General features: G+C 71.8%; 23 protein-coding genes. 14 read left to right on the top strand and 9 right to left on the bottom strand.

Annotated elements, in window-relative coordinates; genetic code table 11:
• Position 1 precedes the first annotated feature (1 nt).
• From OG990_RS26595 to OG990_RS26575, 5 genes are all read left to right on the top strand, one after another.
• Positions 2-919: a sugar ABC transporter permease gene (locus OG990_RS26595; RefSeq protein ID WP_328423042.1), complete on the top strand. Its 918-nt coding sequence runs from the start codon at positions 2-4 to the stop codon at positions 917-919.
• Positions 919-1,740, top strand: a complete 822-nt coding sequence (locus tag OG990_RS26590) for a carbohydrate ABC transporter permease (RefSeq protein WP_406077525.1) — start codon at positions 919-921, stop codon at positions 1,738-1,740. Before OG990_RS26595 ends, OG990_RS26590 begins: the two co-directional genes overlap by 1 nt.
• The gene (locus tag OG990_RS26585; protein ID WP_406077524.1) at positions 1,737-3,824 is read left to right on the top strand and encodes an alpha-galactosidase; all 2,088 of its coding nucleotides are present in this window, start codon (positions 1,737-1,739) and stop codon (positions 3,822-3,824) included. Before OG990_RS26590 ends, OG990_RS26585 begins: the two co-directional genes overlap by 4 nt.
• A 47-nt stretch (positions 3,825-3,871) precedes the next feature.
• Positions 3,872-6,091, top strand: a complete 2,220-nt coding sequence (locus OG990_RS26580; protein WP_406077523.1) for a glycoside hydrolase family 27 protein — start codon at positions 3,872-3,874, stop codon at positions 6,089-6,091.
• 126 nt (positions 6,092-6,217) lie between these two features.
• The gene (locus tag OG990_RS26575) at positions 6,218-7,393 is read left to right on the top strand and encodes a zinc-dependent alcohol dehydrogenase (RefSeq protein ID WP_406081889.1); all 1,176 of its coding nucleotides are present in this window, start codon (positions 6,218-6,220) and stop codon (positions 7,391-7,393) included.
• Positions 7,394-7,402: 9 nt separating this feature from the next.
• Here OG990_RS26575 and OG990_RS26570 read toward each other — a convergent pair whose 3' ends face one another.
• Positions 7,403-7,882, bottom strand: a complete 480-nt coding sequence (locus tag OG990_RS26570; protein ID WP_406077522.1) for a winged helix-turn-helix transcriptional regulator — start codon at positions 7,880-7,882, stop codon at positions 7,403-7,405.
• A 184-nt stretch (positions 7,883-8,066) separates the two neighbouring features.
• Between OG990_RS26570 and OG990_RS26565 the strand changes: the two genes are divergently transcribed.
• The gene (locus OG990_RS26565; RefSeq protein WP_406077521.1) at positions 8,067-9,644 is read left to right on the top strand and encodes an MFS transporter; all 1,578 of its coding nucleotides are present in this window, start codon (positions 8,067-8,069) and stop codon (positions 9,642-9,644) included.
• A gap of 22 nt (positions 9,645-9,666) precedes the next feature.
• Here the strand turns inward: OG990_RS26565 and OG990_RS26560 are convergent, their stop codons facing one another.
• Both OG990_RS26560 and OG990_RS26555 read right to left on the bottom strand, forming a co-directional pair.
• The gene (locus tag OG990_RS26560; protein WP_328423054.1) at positions 9,667-10,074 is read right to left on the bottom strand and encodes a RidA family protein; all 408 of its coding nucleotides are present in this window, start codon (positions 10,072-10,074) and stop codon (positions 9,667-9,669) included.
• Entirely contained in the window at positions 10,071-10,901 is an 831-nt protein-coding gene (locus OG990_RS26555) for an NAD(P)-dependent oxidoreductase (RefSeq protein WP_406077520.1), read from the bottom strand. The genes OG990_RS26560 and OG990_RS26555 overlap by 4 nt, the downstream gene beginning before the upstream one ends.
• 79 nt (positions 10,902-10,980) lie before the next feature.
• On the opposite strand from OG990_RS26555, the gene OG990_RS26550 reads away from it, so the two are divergent.
• Positions 10,981-11,874 (top strand): LysR family transcriptional regulator, encoded by an 894-nt coding sequence (locus OG990_RS26550; protein WP_386985424.1) that lies wholly within the window; start codon positions 10,981-10,983, stop codon positions 11,872-11,874.
• A gap of 84 nt (positions 11,875-11,958) precedes the next feature.
• Here OG990_RS26550 and OG990_RS26545 read toward each other — a convergent pair whose 3' ends face one another.
• The gene (locus OG990_RS26545) at positions 11,959-12,474 is read right to left on the bottom strand and encodes a winged helix-turn-helix transcriptional regulator (protein WP_386985422.1); all 516 of its coding nucleotides are present in this window, start codon (positions 12,472-12,474) and stop codon (positions 11,959-11,961) included.
• 146 nt (positions 12,475-12,620) lie between these two features.
• Between OG990_RS26545 and OG990_RS26540 the strand changes: the two genes are divergently transcribed.
• Positions 12,621-12,953 carry a nuclear transport factor 2 family protein gene (locus OG990_RS26540; protein WP_406077519.1) on the top strand — a complete coding sequence of 111 codons (333 nt, stop codon included), beginning with the start codon at positions 12,621-12,623 and terminating at the stop codon, positions 12,951-12,953.
• Positions 12,954-13,143: 190 nt separating this feature from the next.
• Here the strand turns inward: OG990_RS26540 and OG990_RS26535 are convergent, their stop codons facing one another.
• A complete protein-coding gene (locus OG990_RS26535) occupies positions 13,144-14,328 on the bottom strand; it encodes a low temperature requirement protein A (RefSeq protein ID WP_386985416.1) in 1,185 nt (394 codons plus the stop codon).
• A 99-nt stretch (positions 14,329-14,427) separates the two neighbouring features.
• Positions 14,428-14,979: a DUF5994 family protein gene (locus OG990_RS26530; protein ID WP_386985414.1), complete on the bottom strand. Its 552-nt coding sequence runs from the start codon at positions 14,977-14,979 to the stop codon at positions 14,428-14,430.
• Positions 14,980-15,631: 652 nt separating this feature from the next.
• Between OG990_RS26530 and OG990_RS26525 the strand changes: the two genes are divergently transcribed.
• The 6 genes from OG990_RS26525 (at position 15,632) to OG990_RS26500 (ending at position 21,846) form a co-directional block, all read left to right on the top strand.
• On the top strand, positions 15,632-15,805 hold the full coding sequence (locus OG990_RS26525) for a hypothetical protein (protein ID WP_328423070.1): 174 nt from the start codon (positions 15,632-15,634) through the stop codon (positions 15,803-15,805).
• On the top strand, positions 15,802-16,869 hold the full coding sequence (locus tag OG990_RS26520; RefSeq protein WP_328423072.1) for a glycosyltransferase family 4 protein: 1,068 nt from the start codon (positions 15,802-15,804) through the stop codon (positions 16,867-16,869). Before OG990_RS26525 ends, OG990_RS26520 begins: the two co-directional genes overlap by 4 nt.
• 117 nt (positions 16,870-16,986) lie before the next feature.
• Positions 16,987-18,123 carry a glycosyltransferase gene (locus OG990_RS26515; protein WP_406077518.1) on the top strand — a complete coding sequence of 379 codons (1,137 nt, stop codon included), beginning with the start codon at positions 16,987-16,989 and terminating at the stop codon, positions 18,121-18,123.
• A gap of 23 nt (positions 18,124-18,146) precedes the next feature.
• Entirely contained in the window at positions 18,147-19,172 is a 1,026-nt protein-coding gene (locus tag OG990_RS26510; RefSeq protein ID WP_406077517.1) for a glycosyltransferase, read from the top strand.
• Positions 19,169-20,656, top strand: a complete 1,488-nt coding sequence (locus tag OG990_RS26505; protein ID WP_406077516.1) for a glycoside hydrolase family 130 protein — start codon at positions 19,169-19,171, stop codon at positions 20,654-20,656. Before OG990_RS26510 ends, OG990_RS26505 begins: the two co-directional genes overlap by 4 nt.
• A gap of 122 nt (positions 20,657-20,778) precedes the next feature.
• Positions 20,779-21,846 (top strand): DUF2855 family protein, encoded by a 1,068-nt coding sequence (locus OG990_RS26500; protein WP_406077515.1) that lies wholly within the window; start codon positions 20,779-20,781, stop codon positions 21,844-21,846.
• Positions 21,847-21,884: 38 nt separating this feature from the next.
• Here the strand turns inward: OG990_RS26500 and OG990_RS26495 are convergent, their stop codons facing one another.
• From OG990_RS26495 to OG990_RS26485, 3 genes are all read right to left on the bottom strand, one after another.
• Entirely contained in the window at positions 21,885-22,685 is an 801-nt protein-coding gene (locus OG990_RS26495) for an SDR family NAD(P)-dependent oxidoreductase (protein ID WP_386985403.1), read from the bottom strand.
• A gap of 82 nt (positions 22,686-22,767) precedes the next feature.
• Positions 22,768-23,574 carry a SigB/SigF/SigG family RNA polymerase sigma factor gene (locus OG990_RS26490; RefSeq protein WP_406077514.1) on the bottom strand — a complete coding sequence of 269 codons (807 nt, stop codon included), beginning with the start codon at positions 23,572-23,574 and terminating at the stop codon, positions 22,768-22,770.
• Between the two features lie 248 nt (positions 23,575-23,822).
• Entirely contained in the window at positions 23,823-24,008 is a 186-nt protein-coding gene (locus OG990_RS26485) for a hypothetical protein (RefSeq protein WP_328423083.1), read from the bottom strand.
• Positions 24,009-24,076: the final 68 nt, after the last annotated feature.

Raw genomic sequence — 24,076 nt, 5'->3', positions numbered from 1 at the left:
CGTGACAGCAACGATCTCCACGACTCCGGTCACCCCCACCCGGCGGCGGCGACGGTCGGCCCGACTGTCGCCGCTGCTGGTGGCGTTCGTCCTGGTGCCGTTCGCGGTCGAGAGCGTCTGGGTCTTCTGGCCGGCGTTGCAGGGCTTCTGGTTCTCCCTCACCCGCTGGGACGGCATGTCGCCGCCCACGTTCGTCGGCGTCGACAACTACGTCGAGTTGGCCGGCGACGCCACCTTCCGGGGCGCGCTGCTCAACACGGTGATCTGGCTGGTCCTCTTCGGTGGCCTCTCCGTGCTTGGCGGCTTCGGCATGGCGCTGGTCCTGCAACGGGAACGGCGCGGAGTCGGCTTCTACCGGGCCGCCCTGTTCACCCCGGTCGTCTTCTCCCTGGTGGTTACCGCGCTGGTCTGGCGGGTCTTCTACCAGCCCGATGGTGTGGCCGACACGCTGCTGCGGGCCGTGGGCCTGGAGCAACTGATCCGGCCGTGGCTCGCCGATCCGCAGACCGCGCTGTACGCGGTGATCCTGCCCGCCCTGTGGCGGCAGATCGGCTACGTCATGGTGCTGTACCTGGCCGGGCTGAAAGCGATCGACCCGGCGCTGCACGAGGCCGCACGGATGGACGGCGCCAGCTCCTGGCAGCGGCTGCGACACGTCACCATTCCCCAGCTCCGTGGGGTCAACGCCGTGGTGCTCTCGGTCATCGTGATCGACTCGCTGCGTTCGTTCGACATCGTCTGGTCACTCACCAAGGGCGGGCCGTACCACTCGTCGGAGCTGCTCAGCACCTACATGTACTCGACCGCGTTCCAGAGCCTGCGGCTCGGCTACGCCTCCGCGATCGCCGTGGTGATCTTCGTGCTGGCGCTGGCGGTCATCCTCGGCTACCTGGTCCGCGCGTTCCGGGAGGAAGCGTGATGAACAAGCTCCGCACCGGGGCCTTCCACACCGGAATGATCCTGCTCTCGCTGCTGTGGCTGGGGCCGGTGATCTGGGTCGTGGTGATGTCGACCCGATCGTTCGACGACATCGCCGCGCACGGGGTCGGCAGCCTGCCGCGCTCGTTCACCCTGGACACCTACCGGCAGGCGTGGACCGACGGCGGTGAGCTGCGGGCTCTCATCAACAGCATGCTGGTCACGGTCCCGTCGGTGGCGCTGAGCCTGACCCTGGCCGCGATGGCCGCGTTCGCCCTCAGCCGCTTCCGGATCCCCGGCCGGCGGACCATCCTGCTGCTGATGCTCGCCGGCAACCTGCTGCCACCACAGATCCTGCTCATCCCGGTGGCCAAGTTCAGCGAGCTGACCGGCCTGTACGACACGCTCTGGGCGTTGATCGCGGTGCAGGTCGGCTTCGGCCTCGGCTTCTACACCTTCGTCCTGCACGGCTTCATGCGTGAGCTGCCGGGCGAGATCCAGGAGGCGGCCACGATCGACGGCGCCGGGCCGGCGCAGATCTTCACCAAGGTGATGCTGCCGCTGACCCGGCCCGCGCTCGCCGCCCTCGGCGCGCTCTCCTTCACCTGGATCTTCAACGACCTGCTCTGGGCGATCACCGTGCTGCGTACCGACGACAACATGCCGGTCACCCCCGCGCTGCTCGGCCTCCAGGGGCAGTTCGTGTCCTCCTGGAACGTCATCGCCGCCGGCACGGTCATCGCGGCCGTGCCCACGGTCGCGGTCTTCCTGCGCTTCCAGCGGCACTTCGTCTCCGGTCTGGCGCTCGGGGCGGTCAAGTGAGCACCCTGGCCGGGCGGCGCTGGACGCTGCGCGGCGCGCACACCGAGTACACCGTCACCGTGCCGGCGCACGGCCGGTGGCTGGAGCTGGTCGCGTGGGGCCCGCACGGGGTCTCCGACGGGCCGTCGCCGGTCGCCTACGACGGCCCGGTGCCGTTCCTCACCGCCGGAGATGCCGCCCCGATCGAGTACGCCACCGACGCCGACCGGCCGTTCACCGGTGCGGACCTGGTGGTGGAGACCTCCGCGGGGCAGCGCCGGGTGGGCTTCGATCACACCGACGTACGGGCCGACGCCGACCAGCGGGAGCTGGCGGTCGGGTTCGCCGACCCGGTCACCGGGCTGCGCGCGACCGTGCACTACCGGGTGCCCGCCGGCACCGACGTGGTGCAGCGGTGGGTCGAGCTGACCAACGGCGGCACGGGTCCGCTGCGGGTGGTCCGGGCTGGATCGGCCGGGTTCTGCGTACCGACCCCGCACGGCGCGTTGCTCAGCCACCAGTGGGGGCAGTGGGCGCAGGAGTTCCAGCTCTCCCACGTCGAGCTGGGCCACGGCACGTTCACCATCGGCAGTGCCCAGGGCGTGCCCGGACACCTGCACGTGCCCTGGCTGGCCGTCCGGGACACGGCCGAGCCGGCCGGCCCGGCCTGGGGGGTGGCGCTGGCCTGGACCGGCTCGTGGGAGATCAGCGCCGATCGGGACACCGGCGGCCTGACCCGCGTCCGGGCCGGCCGTCAGCTGGTCGACGGCCCGCTGGAGTTGGCCCCTGGTGACCGGCTGACCCTGCCGGTGGTCACCGGGGCGTACAGCCCGGACGGCCTGGACGGGCTGGCCCGGGTCTGGCACACCCACCAGCGGCTGCTCGCCGGAGAGCGGCTCACCCCACGTCCGGTGCTCTACAACTCCTGGGAGGCCACCTACTTCGCCGTCGAGGCGGAGAGCCAGTTGGCGCTCGCCAGGATCGCCGCCGAGTTGGGCGTGGAGACGTTCGTGGTGGACGACGGCTGGTTCGTCGGCCGCGACGACGACACCGCCGGCCTGGGTGACTGGACGCCCGACCCGGCGAAGTTCCCGGCCGGGTTCGACGCGTTCATCGCCGACGTCCGCGCGCTCGGGCTGAACTTCGGGCTCTGGGTCGAGCCGGAGTGCGTCAACCCACGATCCACGCTCTACGCCGAGCACCCGGAGTGGGTCTACGCCGTCGACGGCCGGCCGCTCACCCCGGTACGCAACCAGTACCTGCTCGACCTGGGCCGGCCGGAGGTCGCCGAGTTCGTCCACTCCACCGTGGACGGTCTGCTCCGCCGGTACGACATCGACTACCTGAAGTGGGACTTCAACCGCCCGCGTACCGAGCCGGGGCGGCCGGACGGGGTCGGCGCGCTCGACCTGGACGGCGCGCACGTGGCCAACCTGCACCGGATCTACGAGCGGCTGCGCCGGGACCACCCCGGCGTGCTGATCGAGGCGTGCGCCGGCGGGGGCGCGCGCACCGACCTGGCGATGGCCGCGCGGGCCGACGTCTTCTGGCCCAGCGACAACACCGGCCCGCTCGACCGACTGGCCATCCAGTACGGCTTCCTGCACGCCAACGCCCCGCACCTGCTCAGTTCCTGGGTGACCGACGCGCCCGGCCTGTTCGACCCGCGCCCGCGCTCACTGGCGTTCCGGTTCGTGCTCGCGATGGCCGGCGTGCTCGGCATCGGCGCGGACATCCGGGCCTGGACGCCGGCACAGCGGGCCGAGGCGGCCGGCTGGATCGCCCGGTACAAGGAGATCCGGGACGTCGTCACGTACGGCGAGGTGCACCTGATCGGAGGCCCCCACCAGGCCCGCTGCGCGGTGCAGTACACCGCGCCGGACGAGCGCCGGGTGGTCGTGCTGGCCTGGCACACCGGCCGGCTGGACGGCGCAGGCCTGCTCCCGTCCCGCCCGGTCCGGTTGCCACTGCGCGGCCTGGATCCGGCCGCCCGTTACCGGCACGGCGATCGGCACTACTCCGGCAGCCACCTCAGCGCGGTCGGCCTGCCCGTGCACTGGGGCCCGACCCACGACGCCGACCTCATCGTGCTGCACCGCGACTGAGGCCGGAGCACCACCGCACCCCACCCCCGAGGGACAGGAGTACCCCCATGCGCCTGATCCGACCGCTGACCGCCGCCCTGGCCGTGTTCGGCCTGGGCCTGGTCGGCCCGCTGCCGGCCATGGCCGGCCCACCGCACACCGCTCCACCACCGGCAGGCGGCCACGGCGGGCCGGGCCGACCCGGTCACGCCCCGGCCGCCACCGGCGCTGAGGACCAGGGTGCGCCGGCCTTCTTCAACAGTGGGCTCGCGCCGACGCCGTACCAGGGCTGGAACACCTACTTCGGTCTCGGTGGCGATCCCACCGAGGCCGAGGTCCGGTCGGTCACCGATTTCATGGTCAGCAGCGGCCTGCGGGACGCCGGCTACACGTACGTCTGGATCGACGGCAACTGGGCCGCGCCCACCCCGCGTGACGAGGCCGGCCGGCTGGTCGCCGACCCGGCCCGGTTCCCCGGCGGGATGGCCGGGCTGGCCGCGTACATCCACAGCAAGGGGATGAAGGCCGGCATCTACACCGACGCCGGGCCGTACCTGCCGGGGCAGTGTGGGCTGGGCAGCAACGGCCACTACCGGGCCGACGTGGCCCAGTTCGCCGGCTGGGGCTTCGACGCTCTCAAGGCCGACTGGCTCTGCGGCCGGGCCGCGGGCCTGGACCCGGAGACCACCTTCCGCGAGCTCGCCGAGGCGGTACGCCAGTCGCCCCGGCCGATGCTGCTCAACATCTGCAACCCGGTCAGCTCCGACTGGGGCGGCGGGCCGTACACCCCGGAACAGCTCTCCACCTGGAGCTACACCTACGCGCCCACCATCGCCGACTCCTGGCGGACCTACACCGACGTGGGGCTCACCGATCCGACCCCGCAGTGGGCCTTCCCCTGGGTGCTGCGCAACATGGACGTCAACGCGTACCACCCGGCGGCCACCGGGCCGGGGCACTACAACGACCCGGACTACCTGCTGCCGATGCGCCCGCTGCCCGGCGGCGGGTACGAGCTGAGCCTGGAGGAGTCCAAGACGCAGCTCGGCATGTGGTCCATCATGGCCGCCCCGCTGGTGATCGGCTCCGACCCGCGCGGCCTGCCCACCGAGATGATTTCGGCGCTGACCAACCCGGAGATCATCGCGGTGAACCAGGACCCGTTGGTCCGGCAGGGCATCAAGGTCGCCGACACCGGGGTCGACGCGCAGGTCTGGAGCAAGGTGCTCACCGGCTCGGGCCGGCGGGCGGTCGCCCTGCTCAACCGGCACGACACCGCGCAGACGATCACGGTGAACTTCGCCGATGTCGCGCTCGGCGGGTCGGTCACGATCCGCGACCTGTGGTCCCGTGCCACCGTCGACGCCGCGCCGGGCACCGCCGGCATTCAGCCGTTCACCGGCTCGTACACCGTCGAGGTCCCGGCGCACGGGGTGGCCATGCTCGGCCTGACCGGCACCGACCAGGTCGCCGGCGCCAGCCTCGGCGGCACCGCCAGCGCCAGCCCGGCGCTGGTCCGGGTGGACGACGCGCATGCCACCGCCTTCGTTCGCAACGGGCAGGGCGCGCTGGCGGTGAACACCCGCTCCGGCGCGACGTGGGGCACCGGCTGGACGTCACTCGGCGGCCCGGTCGGTGGCCGGATCCTCGGCCAGCCGGCGGCGTACGCCTCACCGGGTGGCCGGCTGGACGTCTTCGTCCGGGGCACCGACAACGCTGCCTGGCAGCGGAGTTACGTCGTCGGGAAGTGGGGGCCGTGGCGCAGCCTCGGTGGCACGCTGACCGACGGACCCACGGTGGCCTGGACCAGCCCGACCGAGTGGACGCTCGTCGTCCGCGGCGCCGACGGCAAGCTCTGGTCGCGGACCCCGAGCACCGGCTGGACCGGGATCGGCGCGCCCGAGGACCGGCCGTTCTACGGGCGGCCGAGTGCGGTCGTCGATGACGCCGGCGTGCTGCACGTGGCGGTCCGCAGCCGGACCGACGAGGTGTGGTGGCGCAGCCGGACCGGCACCACCTGGTCGGCCTGGACCAGCGTGGGCGGCACCACCAGCGGCAGCCCGACCCTGCTCGCCACCGCCGGCCGGGTCTACCTGTTCGCGTTGGCCGCCGACAACCGGCTCTGGCAACGCAACCTGGTCGACGGGGCGTGGGGCGGCTGGTTCCGCCGTGGCGAGTTCGCCACCGACGCCTTCCGGGGCGCACCGGGTGCCGCCGCTGGTGCCAACGGCAGCGCCTGGCTGGCGGTACGCGGCGTGGACGACCGGGTGCACCAGCTCGTCCTCTGATCCACGGTGGCGGCCGCCGGCCGGCAGCCCGCCACCCGCACCCGTTCCGGTGGTGCTGCGGTGATCACCGCAACGGAAGGGGCGGGCACCCCAGGCTGGGTGGATGGCAACGCGGCGGGGACGACGGTGAAGGCACTCGTGTGGCAGGGCGCCAACGAACTGGCGGTGACCCAGGTGCCGGACCCGCAGCTGCGCAACGAGCAGGACGTCATCATCAGGGTGCGCAAGACGGTGACCTGCGGCTCCGACCTGCACCTGCTGGGCGGCCACATCCCGTTCCTGAGTCGCGGTGACGTCCTCGGCCACGAGTTCCTGGGTGAGGTGGTCGAGGTCGGTCCGCAGGTGCGCAGGCACACCGTGGGCGACCGGGTGGTGGTCTGCTCATTCGTCTCGTGCGGTCGCTGCTGGTACTGCCAGCAGCAGCAGTTCTCGTTGTGCGACAACGGCACCACCGACCCGGTGATCGCCGAGAGCGACCGGGGTTTCGCACCCGCCGGCTGCTACGGCTACTCGCAGGCCCTCGGCGGCTTCGCCGGCAGTCATGCGGAGTACGTCCGGGTCCCGTACGCCGACCAGGGCGCGTTCACCGTTCCGGACGCGGTGAGCGATGAGCGTGCGCTGTTCGCCTCCGACGCTGCTCCGACCGGGTGGATGGGCGCCGACCTGGGCGGTGTGCGGCCGGGTGACGTGGTGGCGGTGTGGGGTGCCGGCGGGGTGGGCCAGATGGCGGCGCGGGCAGCGGTCCTGCTGGGCGCGGAGCGGGTGATCGTGATCGACCGTCTCGACAACCGGCTACGGATGGCGGAGACGAGCCTGGGGGTGGAGACCCTCAACTATCAGACCCACGACGTGGGCGGTGAGCTGCTGGAACGCAGCGGCGGGCGCGGGCCGGACGTGTGCATCGAGGCGGTCGGGATGGAGTCGCACGGCACCGGCCAGCAATTCTGGTACGACCAGATCAAGCAGCAGTTGCGGCTGGAATCGGACCGGCCGGTCGCCGCCCGCGACGCGATCCACCACTGCCGCAAGGGCGGCAACGTGTTCCTGCTCGGCGTCTACGCCGGCCCGGTGGACAGGTTCCCGCTCGGCGCGGTGCTGAGCAAGGGCCTCACGCTGCGCGGCGCGCGGCAGCACGGCCACCGCTACATTCCGATGTTGCTCGAACGGATGGCGCGCGGCGAACTCGTCACCGAGCACCTGGCGACTCACACCATGCCGCTCGACCAGGCTCCGCAGGGCTACGACATGTTCAAGAACAAGACCGACGGCTGCGTACGGGCCGTCTTCGAGCCCGCTGGATGACACCCGGCCTCATCCGTGCCGGATGAGGCCGGGCCCGGCGGCGATGTCGATCTCACCCTCCTCAACGTCGTGTCCGGCCGCGCAGCGCAGCACAGCCCGGACCGGCTGGCCGCAGTCATGGTGGGTGGCGAGCACGGAGGGGCCGGCGTCGTCAGCGGCCCAGGTGTCGCCCCAGTTGCGCAGCGCGGTGATGACGGGCAACAGCTCACGACCCTTGCGGGTGAGCTGGTACTCGTGGCGGGTGCGCTGCCCCGGCTCCCGGTAGGGGATCCGTTCGAGCACGCCGGCGGTGACCAGCTCCTTGAGTCGGGCCGCCATGGCGGGCTCGCCGATCCCGGCACGGCGGACGAAGTCGTCGAATCGGCGCGTTCCGAGCAGGGCCTCGCGCATGATCAGAATCGTCGACCTGCTGCCCACGATATCCATCGCGCGCGCGATGGAGCAGTTCGCCGCCGACCAGGAGTCGCGGTCCTCCAGGAGGTCACCCATGGTTACCAGGGTACGACCTGACTTGCACGACGGCTAGTCAGGTGCTTCACTAGGGTCCGGCTGGCTTCGTCTTGCCATAGCCAGGTGCCGGGCCTCAGCTGCCCCGACCGCCACCACCCACCTCTCCGCCCGCCGCCAGCGCTGGACCACCGGTGCCCGCGCGGATCGACCCCTAGGAACCCCTGTGACCGATCAGCGCACCACGGCCCCGACCAGGCCAGCACGCCTGCGGCACGCGAGCGCCCCCGGGCCGGACGCCACCGCGCGGCCATCCCTTCGCGGCTCCCGCGCGGTCACCCTGATCGCCATGTGCCTGGGCGCGATGATCACGTTCCTCCAGATCACCGCGACCGTCTCCGCCCTGACCACCATCCAGCGGGACCTGCGCGTCGACCCGACCACCCTGATCTGGATTCCCAGCGCCTACACCCTGGTGGTGGCGAGCCTGGTGCTGTCCGCCGCCACGCTGGGCAACCGATACGGGCGCAGGCGCATGTTCAGCGCCGGCGTCGTGGCCATGATCGCCGGCGGCGCCGTCGTGGCCGGCGCTCCCACCGTGTCCTGGGTGATCGCCGGGCAGCTGCTCGCGGGCCTCGGCGGGGCCCTGATCCTGCCGAACAGCCTGGCGATCCTCGGCGCGACCTTCACCGACCCGCACCGGCGCACCGAGGTCATCACCGCCTGGTCGGCCGCCTCCGGCATCGGCCTCGCGGTAGGTCCGCTCATCGCCGGCGCCCTGCTGCGCCACCACCAGTGGCACAGCGTGTACGTGTCGACGATCGTGCTGGGCGTGGTCACCCTCGTCGTGGCCGCCATCGGAGTGGCCGAGTCTCGGCCGAGCGCAGGCCGACTCGACGTGCCCGGCCTGCTCCTCGGCACCCTCGCCATCGCCGCCGCCGTCTACGCCATGATCCAGGGCGGTCGGGACGGCTACACCAGCCCGGTGGTGGCCACGACCTGGATCGTCTCGGCCGCCGCGCTGGTCAGTTTCGTGCTGGTCGAGTTGCGCACCAGTGCGCCGATGCTCGATGTGCGGCTGTTCCGGTCCGCGTCGTTCAGCGCCGTCATGGTCGTCGCCGCGGTGTCGCTGTTCGGCTTCACCGGCGTGGCGATCCTGCTCGTCCTGTTCCACGAACGCGCTCAGGCGCTCAGCCCGCTGGACACGGGCTGGCGGATGCTGGTGCTCTTCGGTGTCTACGCGGTCGCGGCCTTCGGCGCCGGGCGGATGATCCGCCGTACCGGGTTCAAGGCACCCCTCACCGCCGGTCTCGTCCTCGGTGCCCTGGCCAGCTTCGGGCTGGCCGCCCAGGGCCCGGCCACCCCGTTCGGCCACCGTTGGCCACTGCTCGCGCTGTTCGGCGCCGCCAGCGCCCTGGTGGTGGCCCCGGCGACCGCGGCGGCGCTGGCCAGCGTCGCGCCCGCCCAGGCGGGCATGGCCTCCGGCGCGGTCAACGCCGCCCGCCAGGTCGGCTCGGTGCTCGGCTCGTCCCTGCTGGGCACGTTGCTCACCACCACGATGCTGGCCGACCTGCCCGACCGGCTCGCCGCCCACCAGGTCGGCGAGCCCACCCGGACCGCCGTGCATTCGGCGGTGGTCGCCGGCGCCACCGGCGACCAGGCGATGCCCGACCCGGTCCGGTCAGCGCTCGCCGAGGCCCTGACCGCCGGCGTGCAGGCCGGGCTACGGGTCAACGGCATCGTCTTCCTGGCCACCGCCGTGCTCGCGCTCGCCCTCGTGCGGAATCGGCCGCACCAGCACTGACGCCAGCGGTCGCCGATGGCGGTCAGCCCGTGGTCACGGCCGCGGTGATCTCGACCTCCAGCACCGCGCCGTCGAGGAAGAGCCGGTTCACCTCGACAGTGGTGCTGGCGGGCCTGGTCTCCACGAAGTACCGGTTGCGGACGGTCGCGTAGCCGGCCAGGTCACCGAGGTCGGTCAGGAAGGTCCGGACGTGCAGCACGTCGGCGAAGGTGGCGCCGTGCGCCGCGAGTAGCGCACCGATCAACTCGAAGATCCGCTCGGACTGCGCCCGCACGTCCCCGGGTGCGACGACCGCGCCGGCGTCGTCCACCCCGACCTGACCGGAGAGCATCAACAGCGCGCCCCCTGGCAGGTCGAGGCGGGCGACGTGCGCGAACCGGTCGCCGAACGGCGCGGCGACGGTCGTCGGATTGTCCAGGGTCACGTTCATTTTCTCTCCTTCTGTGCGGCAGCCTCAGTGAGGCGGGCGATGTCGTCCTGCGGATGGGGCGCGGCCGCCAACGCCGACGCGGCGGCGCGCAGAACGGGCACCGGCGCGTCGCCCAGCACGTCGAGGGCGAGCCGGGCGTCCTTGGCGGCCAGGGCGGTGGCGAACGCGGCGTCCGTGGCGGTCGCCCGGGCGACCGCACCACCGAGCGGCCCGGTGCCGAGCGCCTCGACCGCCGTACGTCGGTCGACGCCGACGGCGTCCGCGACGGCGAGCGCGTCCGCGACCGCGGTGACCGCGGTGACCAGTGCGGTGTTGAGCACCAGCTTCAGCGCGGCGCCCCGGCCGGAGCCGCCGCAGCGGCGGACCGTGCCCAACGTCTCCAGCAGCGGGGCGACCCGCTCCACGGCCGCCTCCTCGCCGCCGGCCAACACCACGAGCCGGCCCGTCTCGGCAGCGCCGGCACTGCCGGCGACCGGCGCGTCCACCAGGGGCACTCCCGCCGGCAGCAGCGCGGCCAACTCCGCCACGGCCTGGGGACCGATGGTGGACATCTCGACCACGGGGGTGCCCGGGCGCAGCGCCAACGCCGCGCCGGAGTCGACCAACGTGTGCCGGACGGCGACCGCGTCGGTGAGCATGGTGATCACCATGTCGGCGTTCCGGACCGCCTCGGCAGGGCTCCCGGCGGCTCGCGCCCCGGCCTCGACGAGCGGCGCCGTCCTGCCGGACGTGCGGTTCCAGACGGTGAGCCGCTGGCCCGTGGCCAGCAGCCGGCGGCCGATCGCGGTGCCCATCGTGCCGGTGCCCAGCAGGGCGATCTCGTTCATGTCGCCAACGCTAGGTGGCGGGAAGCCATGCCACCAACGACTGTTACGCATCGCTGCCATGCTGGGAGAACATGGCAGGATGCAGCTGAACGCGCTCCAGGTCTTCCGTGCCGTCGCCGAGCACGGCTCCATTACGGCTGCGGCCCGCAGCCTGCGCTACACCCAGTCGGCGGTGTCCCGACAGATCGCCGCGCTGGAAGCCGAGGCCGGGTCGCCGTTGCTGGACCGGCTGCCGCGCGGTGTCGCCCTGACCGAGCAGGGCCGTTGCCTGCTCGGCCACACCGAGGCCGTGCTCGACCGGCTGGACACCGCCCGGCGGGACCTGGCGGCGCTGCGTGACCTGTCCGCCGGCCGGTTGCGGGTCGGCGCGTTCCCCACCGCGGTCGCCGCGCTCGTGCCGCGTGCTCTGGCCAGCTTCAAGTCCGACCATCCCGAGGTGGCCCTGTCGCTGGTCGAAGGGCTCACGCCGGGGCTGCTGGAACGCCTGGTCGACGGTGACGCCGATGTCGCCGTGGTGAGCGCCGCGGCCGACCAGCCGCTCGACGGCGACCACTTCGACCTGCACCACCTCGTCGACGAGGCGCTGCTGGTGGCCGTTCCCCGCACGCATCGGCTCGCCCACCGGCGGACCATCCGCCTGCGCGACCTGGCCGACGAGTCGTTCATCGCTGGCTCGGCGACCGCTGAGGAGACCCTGCTGCGAGCCACCCTGCCAGCGGGTTTCCGACCACGGATCGACATCGTCGCGGCGGAGTGGACCGGCAAGCTGGGCTGTGTCGCGGCCGGCCTGGGCGTCGCGCTGGTGCCGGCCCTGGCCGTACGCGCCGCTCCGCCCGACCTGACCCTGCTCCGCCTGCACCCCGACGACGCCTCCGTCCGGCGGGTCTTCGCCGCCACCGTCGCCGGGCGGAGCCGACCTCCGGCGGTGCGGCGGTTCCTTACCCATCTGGACCGGGCGGCAGGGCTGGGCTGAGCCTGGCGAATCTGGCGGTACCGGGAACGCGGCGCGCCGGTCTGCGCGCCGGCCTCAACCGACTGGCCTGGCGACCGCTGACCGTCAGGGTTGGTGCTGGTCGGGGACCGTTCGGGTCGGGATGTGCTCGTAGCGCTTGCGCATGGCCTCGCTCGCGGCGGGGCCGGCGGCGAAGACGAAGTCGCTGTCGTCGAGCGCACGTCCGCTGCTCCGGTCGACGATGATCGGGTCGGCCTCCACGCCGGTGTGCCGGTCGACCAGGATCATGCTGCGCTCGCTGGGGTCGAGGCGGGAGTTTCCCCAGGCGGCGAGGGCGACGACGACGGGGCGCAGGCTGCGCCCGAGATCGGTGAGGACGTACTCGTAGCGGTCCGGCCTGGTCTGGTAGCGGCGCCGTTCGAGCAGCCCCTGGCTGGTGAGCGTCTTGAGCCGGCTGGTCAGAATGCTGGACGAGACACCCAGATTGGCCTGGAACTGATCAAAGCGGGTGTAGCCGTCGAAAGCATCGTGCAAGATCAGGAGCGTCCACCACTCGCCCACGTAGCCCAGTGCGCTGGACAGCGGGCATTCGCGGTCCTCCAGCCGGATCTTCCCTGCCACGAAGTTGCCCTCTCCCGAGTCGGTGCTAGTCTCGAAGTCAGTAGGTGCTGTTTCAGAAGCAACTGTACGGCGTCTCGGAGACGTCCACTCCATGCTGCCGGGAGGGGTAACGATGCCGATCATTCCCTCCGGAAAGGACACCGACCATGACCGCCAGCCACACCGCGCCGGCAATCATCCGCCGCTACTTCGAGCTCGCCGGCCAGCCGGACCACGATGACTACTTCGCCCTCTTCGCCGACGACGCCGTCGTCGAGGATGAGTCGACCGAGTACCGCGGCATCGAGGCCATCCGCCGGTGGCGCCGCGAGGTGCCGCTGGTGACGTACGAGATCACCGACGTCGAGGACACCCCCGCCGGCACCATCGTGACCGCAACGATCGCCGGCGACTTCCCCGGCAGCCCGTTCGCCGGGCTCCGATACCGCTTCAGCGACTACGACGACAGCTCGATCCGGGTCCTGCGTATCGCTCCCTGAGGACGGCTTGACGGTTGTGGGTCTTCATCGGGGTGCTGGCCCGCCTGCACCTGCTCGACCTGCTGCCGCCAGGGAGTGATCGTGCCGCAGATCGCGGCCCGCCATCCGCTCACCGAGGTGGCCGCCGCACCCGTCTTCGCCGAGACCCGCAGCCGGGCGGGCAAGGTGGTGCTGCGACCCTGACCTTCCGCTACACGGAGGGCGCTGGCGGCTCGGGTGGGTTTCCGTAGGCGCGGATGCCGTCCGAGACGGCGACCCCGGCCAGTACGAGGGCGGCGGCGAGACCGGCCACCAGCGCGGGCGTGAGCAACAGAGCGGGTCCCGCGACCACCAGCACGAGCAGCGCGACCAGCCGGGACGGGGACACCCGGCTGAACACCTCGTACTCGAACCTGGCGCGTCCGGCCAGGAACAACGCGGGTCCGCCGAGAATGACGCCGGCCAACCAGGGCGGCGTCTGCTCGGTGGGGTGGATGATGACGACTTCGAAACCGGCGGCGGTGGCGACCACTCCGGCCACCATGAGCAGGTGGGTGTAGGGCGCAGACCGCACGAATTCGCCCGGATCCCGGGAGGCCTCGATGGCGGCTTGCAGCAGGGCACCGGCGCGGTGGACGTAGATCTGCCACAGCAGCACGGTGGCGGCGAAGCCGACCAGGAGCGCCGCCGTACGGATGGGCGTCACATCGTTGTCGGCGAAGGCCAGTGTGGTGACGAGGATGAGATCACCGAGGGCGAGAGTGAAGAACTGCTGGTAGCGCTCCGCCAGGTGGTCGGCCGCCACCGCGTACTGGCGCATGGGTAGCCGGCCCAGTCGCGGCGTCGGGTAGCGGAGCCAGGCTGCCCCGTAGTCGACCGCGAGCGCAGCGGTCCACAGCAGGCCCCGCGCCGGGCCCGCCACGAGACCACCAGCGAGCCACGGTACGGCGGACACGACGAACCAGAAGATGAACCGCCTGGCGGGCAGTTGCGCCGTGCCGCGGCCGTGCAGCGCGGCGACGAGAAAGATGCCACGTCCCACCTGGATCGCCACGTATGCGCCCGCGAAGAGCAGAGCGTGCTCGGCGAAGGCTCCGGGCAGTGAGCCAGTCAGCAGGATGGTCCCGAGCATGACCCAGAGCGTCGTGACGAAAATGGGGGGTCGCTGCGTGTGGTAGAGGTCGGTTGCCAGCGCGGTAGCGGACCAGACCCACCAGATCGCCATCAGCAGCAGCACGGTCTGGAAGGCGCCTACCCAGTCGAGACGCTGCGCCAAGGTTCGGGACGTCAGGGCGAGCGCAGCGACGAACACCAGATCGAGAAACAGCTCCAGCAAGGTTGCCCGCTGGGGCCCCTCATCCTCGCGGGACAGCCCCACCGCTCGATCGATCGTCATCAGGCGCCCGTCTAGTGACTCCGGGCCCTTGATGGTAGTGAAACACCGGCTCCAATTCGGGCAAAGCCGCAGGCTGTCCTCTTTCGGCTGGATCGGCCACTAGCGCGTCGGGCTGGCTCGATGACCCCTGCCCTTCGTGGCAACGGCGTTGCTACCACCCTCGTTGTCCCAGATCTCGTACCGATCGGCGCGGGTTGTCGGCGCCGGCTGCACCCGGGCGGCGGCCAGGATGTCGGGCGCGCGTCGGAGGTTGGCCTGGTCGGCGGCGGTAGCCATCGCCCACTCGGCTGCGGCCGGTGGGGTGACGGGCGGCACCACGAGCAGGTCGACCTGGATGTCCTGGCCGGTGGTGGCGATCAGCACGGCCGGGTCGAGGGTGTCGAACCAGCCGATGCGAACCATGTCCGGTCCGACGGTCAACCGACGGGGCCGGTTGTCCCAGGCGCGGATGTTGAGCATGAGGTGCCGGATCCGGCCATGTCGTTCGGTGAGGGCGAGGAGAAGGCCGGGGAGCTCGGCGGTCGGATCCCAGGACCGCGGCCACCAGCCGCCGTCGAGCACCGTCCGGCCCCGGGCGGTGGCGAGAACGAGCCGAGGTGCGGCCGACGTCGAGGCGATGACCGGGATGGCGTGCTGCGGGGTGACGGACATGGCTGGCTCAGCTTTCCTGATGGGACGGTGGCCGAAGCGGCGCCGGGCGGGCAGCGGCGGGGCCGTCGTGTCCATTGATGGGGGAGGGTCGGGCGTGCCTGTCTCGGGGTGCGGTCATGACGAACCGCCGCCTTCCGATGGGTGCCCGGCGTAGCTGGCGGTATGCGCGCGCCAGCGCCGGGCGGGGGTGAGAGCGGGCCGGCGACAGACCGTCGCGGCTCGGGCGTGCCGATGCGGGGGGTGCCGGCCATCGGCGCCACGGAGAGTCGGCGTCCTGGCCGATGGATGTGCGGCGGCGGGCGATTCCAGCGTACGCCTCCGCAGTTGGTACCGCTGTGCAGGCAGTTTCCGACGAGCCCGGCCAGCGGTGCAGGTGCAGTCCGACACGGCGAGGGCGTACGGTGAACATGTCGCCCGGGACCTCCGGTGGTCGCCAGATGCCGTCGCCACCAGCCCGAAGGGGCGTTATCGATCCCCATCGCCGCGATGTGCTGGTCGTGTTGGTGATTCGCCGACCTCGTCCCGGCCGTCGGATTCACCGACTACCGCACATCTCGGGTTCGGCGCGATGGTCACTGGTGAGACCCGACCCGCGTTCACACCGCCGTCCATGAGCATGATCGTTCCGGACGGCACTATCAGGGAGCACCAGATGAGGATCGCCCGAAGCAAGATCGTCAATGCCCTTCGCGACCGGGGTCAGCAGGCCAGGGCCGACTGGGTCGAGCGCGAACTTCCCGAGCGGGTCGACCCGGCCAAGCACACCGGGCTGCTCGCCACCCTGCACCTCGATCCTGCTGAGCTCGTCGACGCGCCCTCCCCGTGAGGGTTGCGCTGCTCGGACCGGTCGCCTGGCGCACACCCCCGCACCACTACGGCCCCTGGGAGCAGGTGACCGGCCTGCTCGCCGAAGGGCTGGCCAGTCGCGGCGTGGACGTGACCCTGTTCGCGACGCTGGACTCCGTCACCTCCGCCCAGCTCGACGGCGTCTGCCCCCGCGGGTACGCGGAAGATCCCGACATGGACGGCCGGGTGTGGGAGGCGATGCACGTCTCCTACGCGTTGGCCCGCTCGGCGCAGTTCGACCTGGTGCACAGCCACCTCGACTGGCTGCCGCTGGCCTTCGCCGAACACTGTCGCGCTCCGCTGCTCACCACCGTGCACGGCTTCTCAGGCGCGGGGATCCTGCCCGCCTACGCCCGAGCCCGCTCGTCCTACGTGTCGATCTCCGACGCTGACCGGGCCCCCGAGCTCGACTACGTCGCCACGGTGCAGCACGGCGTCGATCTCACCGGGCTGCCGTTCACCCGCGACGCCGGCCCCGGACTGGCCGCGTTCGGCCGGATCCACCCCGACAAGGGCACCCACACCGCCATCGAGATCGCCCGCCGTGCCGGCCGGCCGCTGACCATCTGCGGCATCGTCCAGGACGAGCGCTACTTCGCCGAGCAGGTGGCCCCGCACATCGACGGTGACCAGGTCGTCTTCCTCGGATCCGTGGGTCCCCGACGACGCGCGGAGGTGCTGGGCACCAGCACCGCCCTGCTGCACCCGATCGCCTTCGACGAGCCGTTCGGACTGTCGGTGGTGGAGTCGATGGTCTGCGGCACGCCGGTTGTCGCGTACGCCCGGGGGTCCATGCCGGAGGTCGTGGACGATGGGGTGACGGGATTCCTCGTGCACACCGTCGAGCAGGCCGTCGACGCGGTGACCCGGGTCGCCGGCCTCGACCGGGCCGGTTGCCGGGCGCGGGCGCGGCAGCGCTTCAGCGCGGACCGGATGGTCACCGACTATCTCTCCGTCTACGACCAGGTCATTCGCCGCAACGCGGAACCCGCTGAGCGACCGACCGTTCCTGACCAGGCAGGCCTGGTCAGGTCCCGTCCGTAGCTGACCGCACCAATCCGTTCCGCCGGCCACACACGCTGGCCGGCGTACGCCGACACCGCGTGAGGTTTCGCCCCCGTACGCCATGGGCAGCCGACAACCGGAAGGCCCGACACACCCATGCCCAGCTACGGATTCCTCAGCACCCACCCACCGACCCGGTGCGGACTGGCCACCTTCAACTCCGCCCTCGCCGCCCACCTGACCGCCGACGGCACGCGCGGCGGCATCGTGCGGGTCACCGACCACGGCGACGACCCGCGACCCGGGCCCGGCGTCGTGCACACCTGGTCGACGCGGACCTCGGCCGGCTGGCGGGACGCCGCCGCGGCCCTGAACACCTTCGACGTGGCCATCGTCCAGCACGAGTACGGCATCTACCCCGGCACCGACGGCGAGGACGTCCTGCCGTTGCTGCGCCGGCTGACCGTGCCGAGCATCGTGGTCCTGCACACCGTGCTCCGCCAGCCCTCCGCCCGGCAGAAGTCCCTGCTGGAGCAGATCGCCGCCACCGCCGGGGCGGTCGTCACGATGACCGACACCGCCCGGGACCGGCTGCTCGTCGGCTACTCCGTGACCCCGGACAAGGTGACGGTCATCCCGCACGGCGCCGCCGATCACGTCGGCGTACCCGTCGACCGACGTACCCGACCGCACCTGCTGACCTGGGGGCTGCTCGGCCCCGGCAAGGGCCTCGAATGGTCGTTGCGGGCGCTTGCCCGGTTGCAGGACCTGGAACCGGCACCCACCTACACCGTGGCGGGTCGGACCCACCCGAAGGTGATCGAGCACCAGGGTGAGACGTACCGGTCGGGGCTGCACCGGCTCGGCGCCCAGCTGGGCATCGCGCACGCCGTGGACTACCAGGACGTCTACCACGACCAGGAGGCGCTCGGCCGGTTGATCCGCTCCGCCGACGTGGTCGTCCTGCCCTATGACTCTCGCGAACAGGTCACCTCCGGTGTGCTCATCGAGGCCGTGGCCGCCGGGGTGCCCGTCGTGGCCACGGCGTTCCCGCACGCCGTCGAGCTGCTCACCGGCGGGCCCGGTCTGGTCGTACCCCACCGGGATCCGACGGCGCTGGCCGCCGCGATCCGGCGGATCCTGACCGAACCGGGGCTGACCGCCCGGCTGGCCGGCCGCGTCCGGCCGCTGGCCGCGAACCTGCGCTGGCCGGCGGTCGCGGCCCGCTACGGCACTCTCGCCGAAGGGCTCACCGAGACCAGGCCGGCCGCCGTCAGCGCGGCATCGGTGTGACCGCGACCACCGGCCACCCTCGCATGCCGTCCGGCGCCCGTTGGGTGACGGCGCCCGCCCCGAGCTTCGCGCACCTGATCCGGCTGAGCGACGACACTGGTCTGTTCGAGCACGCCCGGCACGCCATCGTCCGCCGCGAGCACGGCTACTGCACCGACGACGTGGCCCGTGGCCTGGTCGTCACCAGCCGCGAGCCGGAGCCGACCGAGGAGGTGCTCCGGCTCGCCGAGCGCTACCTCGCCTTCCTGACCCACGCCCAGGACGCCAGCGGCGCCTTCCACAACCGGCTCGGGCACGACCGGCGTTGGACCGACGAGCCGGGGCTCGGCGACTGGTGGGGCCGGGCGCTGTGGGGGTTGGGCACCGCCGTCGCCCGCAGCCCCGCCGCCTGGATACGGGAGGAGGCGCTGGTCGCCTTCAGCAGGGGTGCCACGCGGCGTTCCCCGGCGCCGCACGCGATGGCCTTCGCCGGGCTCGGCGCGGCCGAGGTGCTGCGCCGCCACCCGGGCCACTCCACGGCGGCCACGCTGCTGGCGGACGCGGCCACCACCGTCGGCGCCCCCGCAGCCGACCCGCGATGGCCCTGGCCGAGGGAGCAGCTGACCTACGCCAACCCGGCCCTCGCCGAGGTTGTCATCGTCGCCAGCCAGCTGCGCCACGGCGGCCCACCCCTCGACGATGGTCTGCGGATGCTGACCTGGCTGCGCGACGTCCAGCTCCGCGACGGACGGCTGTCGGTTGTGCCCGCCAAGGGATGGCGGCACGGCGCGGTGCGGTTCCACCACGACCAGCAGCCGATCGAGGTCGCCGCCCTCGCCGATGCCTGCGCCACCGCCGCCACGGTCACCGGCGACCTCGACTGGGAGACCGGGATCAGGCAGGCGATCGGCTGGTTCCTCGGCGACAACGACCTCGGCACGCCGATGTGGGATCCGGCGACCGGCGGCGGCTACGACGGGCTGACCGCGCACGGACCGAACCTCAACCAGGGCGCCGAATCGACCCTCGCGCTCATCTCCACCCTGCAGCACGCCCGGCGGTGGTCGTGACCGAAAACCTGGCCGTCCGGCAGGACGTCACCCTCACCCCGGATCCACGCCGGGTCATCGTCAAGCTCTTCGTCCCGGGTGAGGACGCCGCGGTGGTACGCACCCGCGCGCGGGCGCTCATCGACCGCGTCGCGCACCTCGACGACGAGGAGACCGGCCGGCTCCTGCGGGACACCTTCGACCGTTTCGGCAGCCGGCACCGCGATCTGGCCGGCACGTTCCACCACCACTACGACCTCGTCCGGCACCGTGCCGCCCGGGCCGGGGATCTCTCCCCGACCAGCCGGCTCCTGGTCGGCGCCTACTTCAGCCACGAGTACGCCGTCGAGTCCGCCGCCCTGTGCAACCCGTCCATGGTGGCCCACCCCGACCAGACCGAGTTGGGTGCCGGCCAGCTGCGCGTCGCGGTCAGCCTGCGCCAGATCGGCGAGGGCCACCTGTCGTCCATCGGGTTCGCCACCGCGGTCCTCGGACCCGGGCGCCGGCTCGCCGTCGCCGACCGGCCCGGCCCACTGGTCGTCGGGCAGCGGATGGGCGTACGGCACCGCCGGGACCTGCTCGCCGCCGGCCTGGCCGAGGAGGACTACGACAACGAGGTCACCGCCACGGTGCTGGACGCCCTGCCCGACCGGTACGACGAGGCCACCTTCGAGCGGGTGCTCGGCAACCTGCCAGCGGACCTGCTCTCCCGCGCCTCCGGAATGGGCACCCTCGAACAACTGCGTCGCACCAACGCCGACAGCTACGCCACCGCGTTCCCCGCCGACACGTCCCTGCACCAACGGGTGCTCTGGCCGGCCACCGCAGTGGAGAGCAACGGCATGGAGGACGCCCGGTTCGTCAGGTTCGAGGACGAGTCCGGACGGATGTACCGGGCCACCTACACCGCCTACGACGGCCGGAGCATCGCCACCCGCGCGCTGGTCAGCAACGACCTGCGCCGTTTCGAGATGACCCCGATGCGCGGCCCGGGCGCCCGTAACAAGGGGATCGCGCTGTTTCCGCGTACCGTCGGCGGCCGGCACCTGGCACTGTGCCGCGCCGACGGCGAGACCATCGGTCTGACGGGCCTGGACGGCGACAACCGGTGGCAGTCCCCGGTCCCGCTGCATGCTCCCCGAGACAGCTGGGAGTTGATCCAGGTCGGCAACTGTGGATCTCCCATCGAAACCGAAGCCGGCTGGCTTGTGCTCACCCACGGTGTCGGTCCGATGCGCCGCTACGCGATCGGCGCGCTCCTGCTCGACCTGCACCGGCCGGAACGGGTCATCGGGCGGCTTCCCGGTGTGCTCCTGTCACCCGACGATGCCGACCGGGACGGGTACGTGCCCAACGTCGTCTACTCCTGCGGGGGGCTCATCCACGACGGTGAGCTGTGGCTGCCGTACGGGGCCAGCGACACCCGGGTCGGATTCGCCACCGTGCCGGTCGCCGCACTCCTGGCCACGATGGTGGAATCCGGTGAGCGGCGGCTGCGCGCCTGAGACACCGTTGGCCGCGCTCAGCGCGTCCGGCTCCTGAGCAGCGGCCTCCTCAGCAACGGCGAGTGGGATTTTGCACCCGCAGTGCACTTGTCTCCGTTTCGAGGGCTGTCTAGCGTCAGACCATGGCTGACTCGTGGACATTCGCCGTGGCCCGTGACGACCTCGGTCGGAGCACGCTCGTCGAGGGCGCGACGCCGGCTCTGTCCGACGGCGAGGTGCTGTTACGCGTGGACCGCGTCGGCCTCACCGCCAACAATGTGACCTACGCGGTGCTCGGTGACTCGATGCGTTACTGGCAGTTCTTCCCGCCGGACCCGCGCGGGCTCGGGCGGGAGTGGGGGCTGCCGCCGTTGTGGGGCTTCGCCGAGGTGATCGCGTCGCGGGTTCCGGAGGTCGCGGCGGGGCTGCGGGTCTACGGCTACCTCCCGCCAGCCGGTCACCTGGTGGTGCGGCCGGACCGAGTGGACGAGTCCGGGTTCCGCGACGCGAGCGCGCACCGGGCCGGGCTGCCCTCGCCGTACAACGTCTACCGGTCGACCACCGGCGACCCGGCGTACCGGGCGGACCAGGAGGACCTGCTGATCCTGTTCCGGCCGCTGTTCTTCACCTCCTTCATGCTGGCCGATCAGATCGTCGACAACGACTTCTACAGCGCGGCGTCGCTGGTGCTGTCATCGGCGTCCAGTAAGACCGCCTATGCCGCCGCGTTCGAACTGCACGGTCGTGGCCCCCGGCTGGTCGGGCTCACCTCACCCGGCAACCTCGCCTTCACGCGGTCACTCGGCTGCTACGACGAGGTCGTTTCCTACCACGACATCGGCGTCCTGGACGCGGTCCCGACCGTCTATCTCGACCTGTCCGGCGCGTCCTCGACCCGAGCCGCTCTGCGCGGGCACCTCGGCGACCAACTCGTCCGGGACATCGCGGTCGGGCTCACCAACCAGACGCCGAACGCCGACGCCGCCGAGGAGGTGTTCTTCGCACCGGTTCAGATGCGCAAGCGCAGCCTGGACTGGGGCCGCGAAGGGCTCGACCAACGGTTCACCGAGGCCTGGCGACGGTTCACCGGCGTGGTGAGCGGGTGGCTCGACGTCCAGGTCGGTACGGGACCCGAAGCCCTGCAGCACGCGTGGCTCGAGGTCCTCGCGGGTCGCACGCCACCGCGCATGGGCCACGTCGTCCAGTTCTGAACGGTTGATGGCCGACGCGTGCCGGCGGCGGTAGCCGGTTACGGGATGATCGCGTCGACGTAGCCGCCGTCGACCCGGACGGCGGCGCCGGTCGTCGCGGAGGCGAGGGGAGAGGCGAGGTAGGTGACCATGTTGGCGATCTCCTCGGGCTCGATCAGCCGCTGAAGCAGGGACTGCGGCCGGTGCAGCCGCATGAACTCCCGCTGCGCCTCATCCCACGGCAGGCTGTCGCCCACGAGTTCGGAGACGAAGTCCTCGACGCCGCCGGTGTGTGTCGGCCCGGCGAGCACCGAGTTGACGGTCACGCCGGTGCCGGCGGCAGCCTTCGCGAACCCGCGCGAGACGCCGAGCAGGGCCGTCTTGGAGACGCCGTAGTGGATCATTTCGGCCGGGATCACGACCGCCGAGTCGCTGGCGATGTACTGCACCCGCCCCCAGCCGCGTTCCATCATCGCGGGCAGGTAGGCGCGGGTCAGCCGGACGCCGGCCAGTACGTTCACCTCGAAGTAGCGACGCCACTCGTCATCGGAGATCTCCAGCGCCGGAGTGGGGCCGAAGATGCCGAGGTTGTTGATCAGAATGTCGACGGTGGGCAGCAGGTCGAGCGCCCGCGCCGTGCCCTCGTCGCTGGACACGTCGGCATCGACCTCGATCACGTCGGCGCCGGGAACCTCGCTGCGCAGCGCCACCGCTGCCCGCTGTACGCCAGCGGCGGTACGACCGTTGACCGCCACCCGGGCCCCGGCGCGGGCGAGCCCGGTGGCGATGGCGGCACCGATTCCCTGGGTCGAACCGGTGACCAGCGCGGTCTTTCCGGCAAGATCGATGTGGACGGTCATGGTTGTCCTGTTCGTTCGCACTTCCCGGCGGCCCCGGGTCGGGGACCGCCTCCGGCAACCTTGACCGTAACGGTGCCGGTGGTCAGAAGGCGTTGTCGTCGGAGAGGTGGCGGCGCAGAGCGGCCAACGATCGGGTGATCAGCCGGGAGACGTGCATCTGTGAGACGCCGATCCGGTCGGCGATCTGGGCCTGGGTCAGGTTGCCGTGAAAGCGCAGACTCAGGATCTCGCGCTCGCGTTCCGGCAGCGTGGCGAGGGCGGGGCCGAGGGCGACGCGGATCTCGACGCGGTCCATCTCGTGGTCCTCGGCGCCGAGGGTGTCCCCGAGCTCCCGGTTGCCGTCGGCGCCGACCGGGGTGGACAGTGAGGTGGCCTGGTAGGCGCGGGCCCCTTCCAGTCCCTCCAGCACGGTCTCCTCCGACAGTTCGAGGTAGGTCGCGATGTCCGCCACGGTCGGCGAGCGGCCCAACGTGTGGGTCAGGGTGCTGTTCGCCGCGCTGATCGACAGGCGCAGTTCCTGCAGACGGCGGGGCACCCGCACGGCCCAGGTGCGGTCGCGGAAGTACCGCTTGATCTCGCCGATGATGGTCGGGATGGCGTACCCGGTGAAGTCGACGCCCCGGGTGGAGTCAAAGTGGTCGACGGCCTTGATGAGACCGAGTGCGGCGGTCTGGGCCAGGTCCTCGTCGGCTGCGCCGCGTCCGGAGTAACGGCGCGCCAGGTGGCGGGCGAGCGGCAACCACGCCTCGATGGTGCGGTCCCGCAGTGCCGGGCGGCGGGGGTCGTCGGCTCGCATCGCGGCCATCGCGACCAGCAGTTCATCCCCGCTGTGGACCGCGCTACGTTGGCTGACGCGCGTGCTGGTCGCCGGTTCGAAGGTAGTGACCATGGGATGGTCCTTCCCGCATGTGCCCGTCGATCGGGTCGACCGGAAGATCTCCGAACCGGCTGTCACCGGAGCGCACGGACGGGCGGGGTGCGCTGTCGCAAGGCCACGAGCACGGGCCTCGCCACCGCGTCATGTCGTTCCACTTGATGGGCGGAACGATACCCGAAAGAGTGACTTATTACTAGCCGAAAGTAGGATGGCCGCCTGGCAGACGGACTATGCCGTGGAGCGGCGGTAGTCCCGCCGGATCAGTCGCGCTGATCCGGGTTGTCGCCGGCCTGTGCGGTCGGCCGGCTCGCGTTCACCGCGAACGGGTGGCGCAGTCGCCGCATGGCCTCCTCGCTGCCGTCGAAGGTCACGCCGGGGTCGTCGAGCCCGTCGGCGCTCGCGGTGGCGAGAAACAACGCCGGTCGATCACTGTTGTTCGAAGTCATGAAAGGGTCCTGTCTTCAGCAGAGGGGGTGCACCCGGGCCGTCGGCAATTCCTGCCGCACAACCTCGC

This window comes from Micromonospora sp. NBC_00858, assembly GCF_045207365.1.
Classification (GTDB): domain Bacteria; phylum Actinomycetota; class Actinomycetes; order Mycobacteriales; family Micromonosporaceae; genus Micromonospora.
This window is presented reverse-complemented; position numbering and strand designations above follow the sequence as displayed.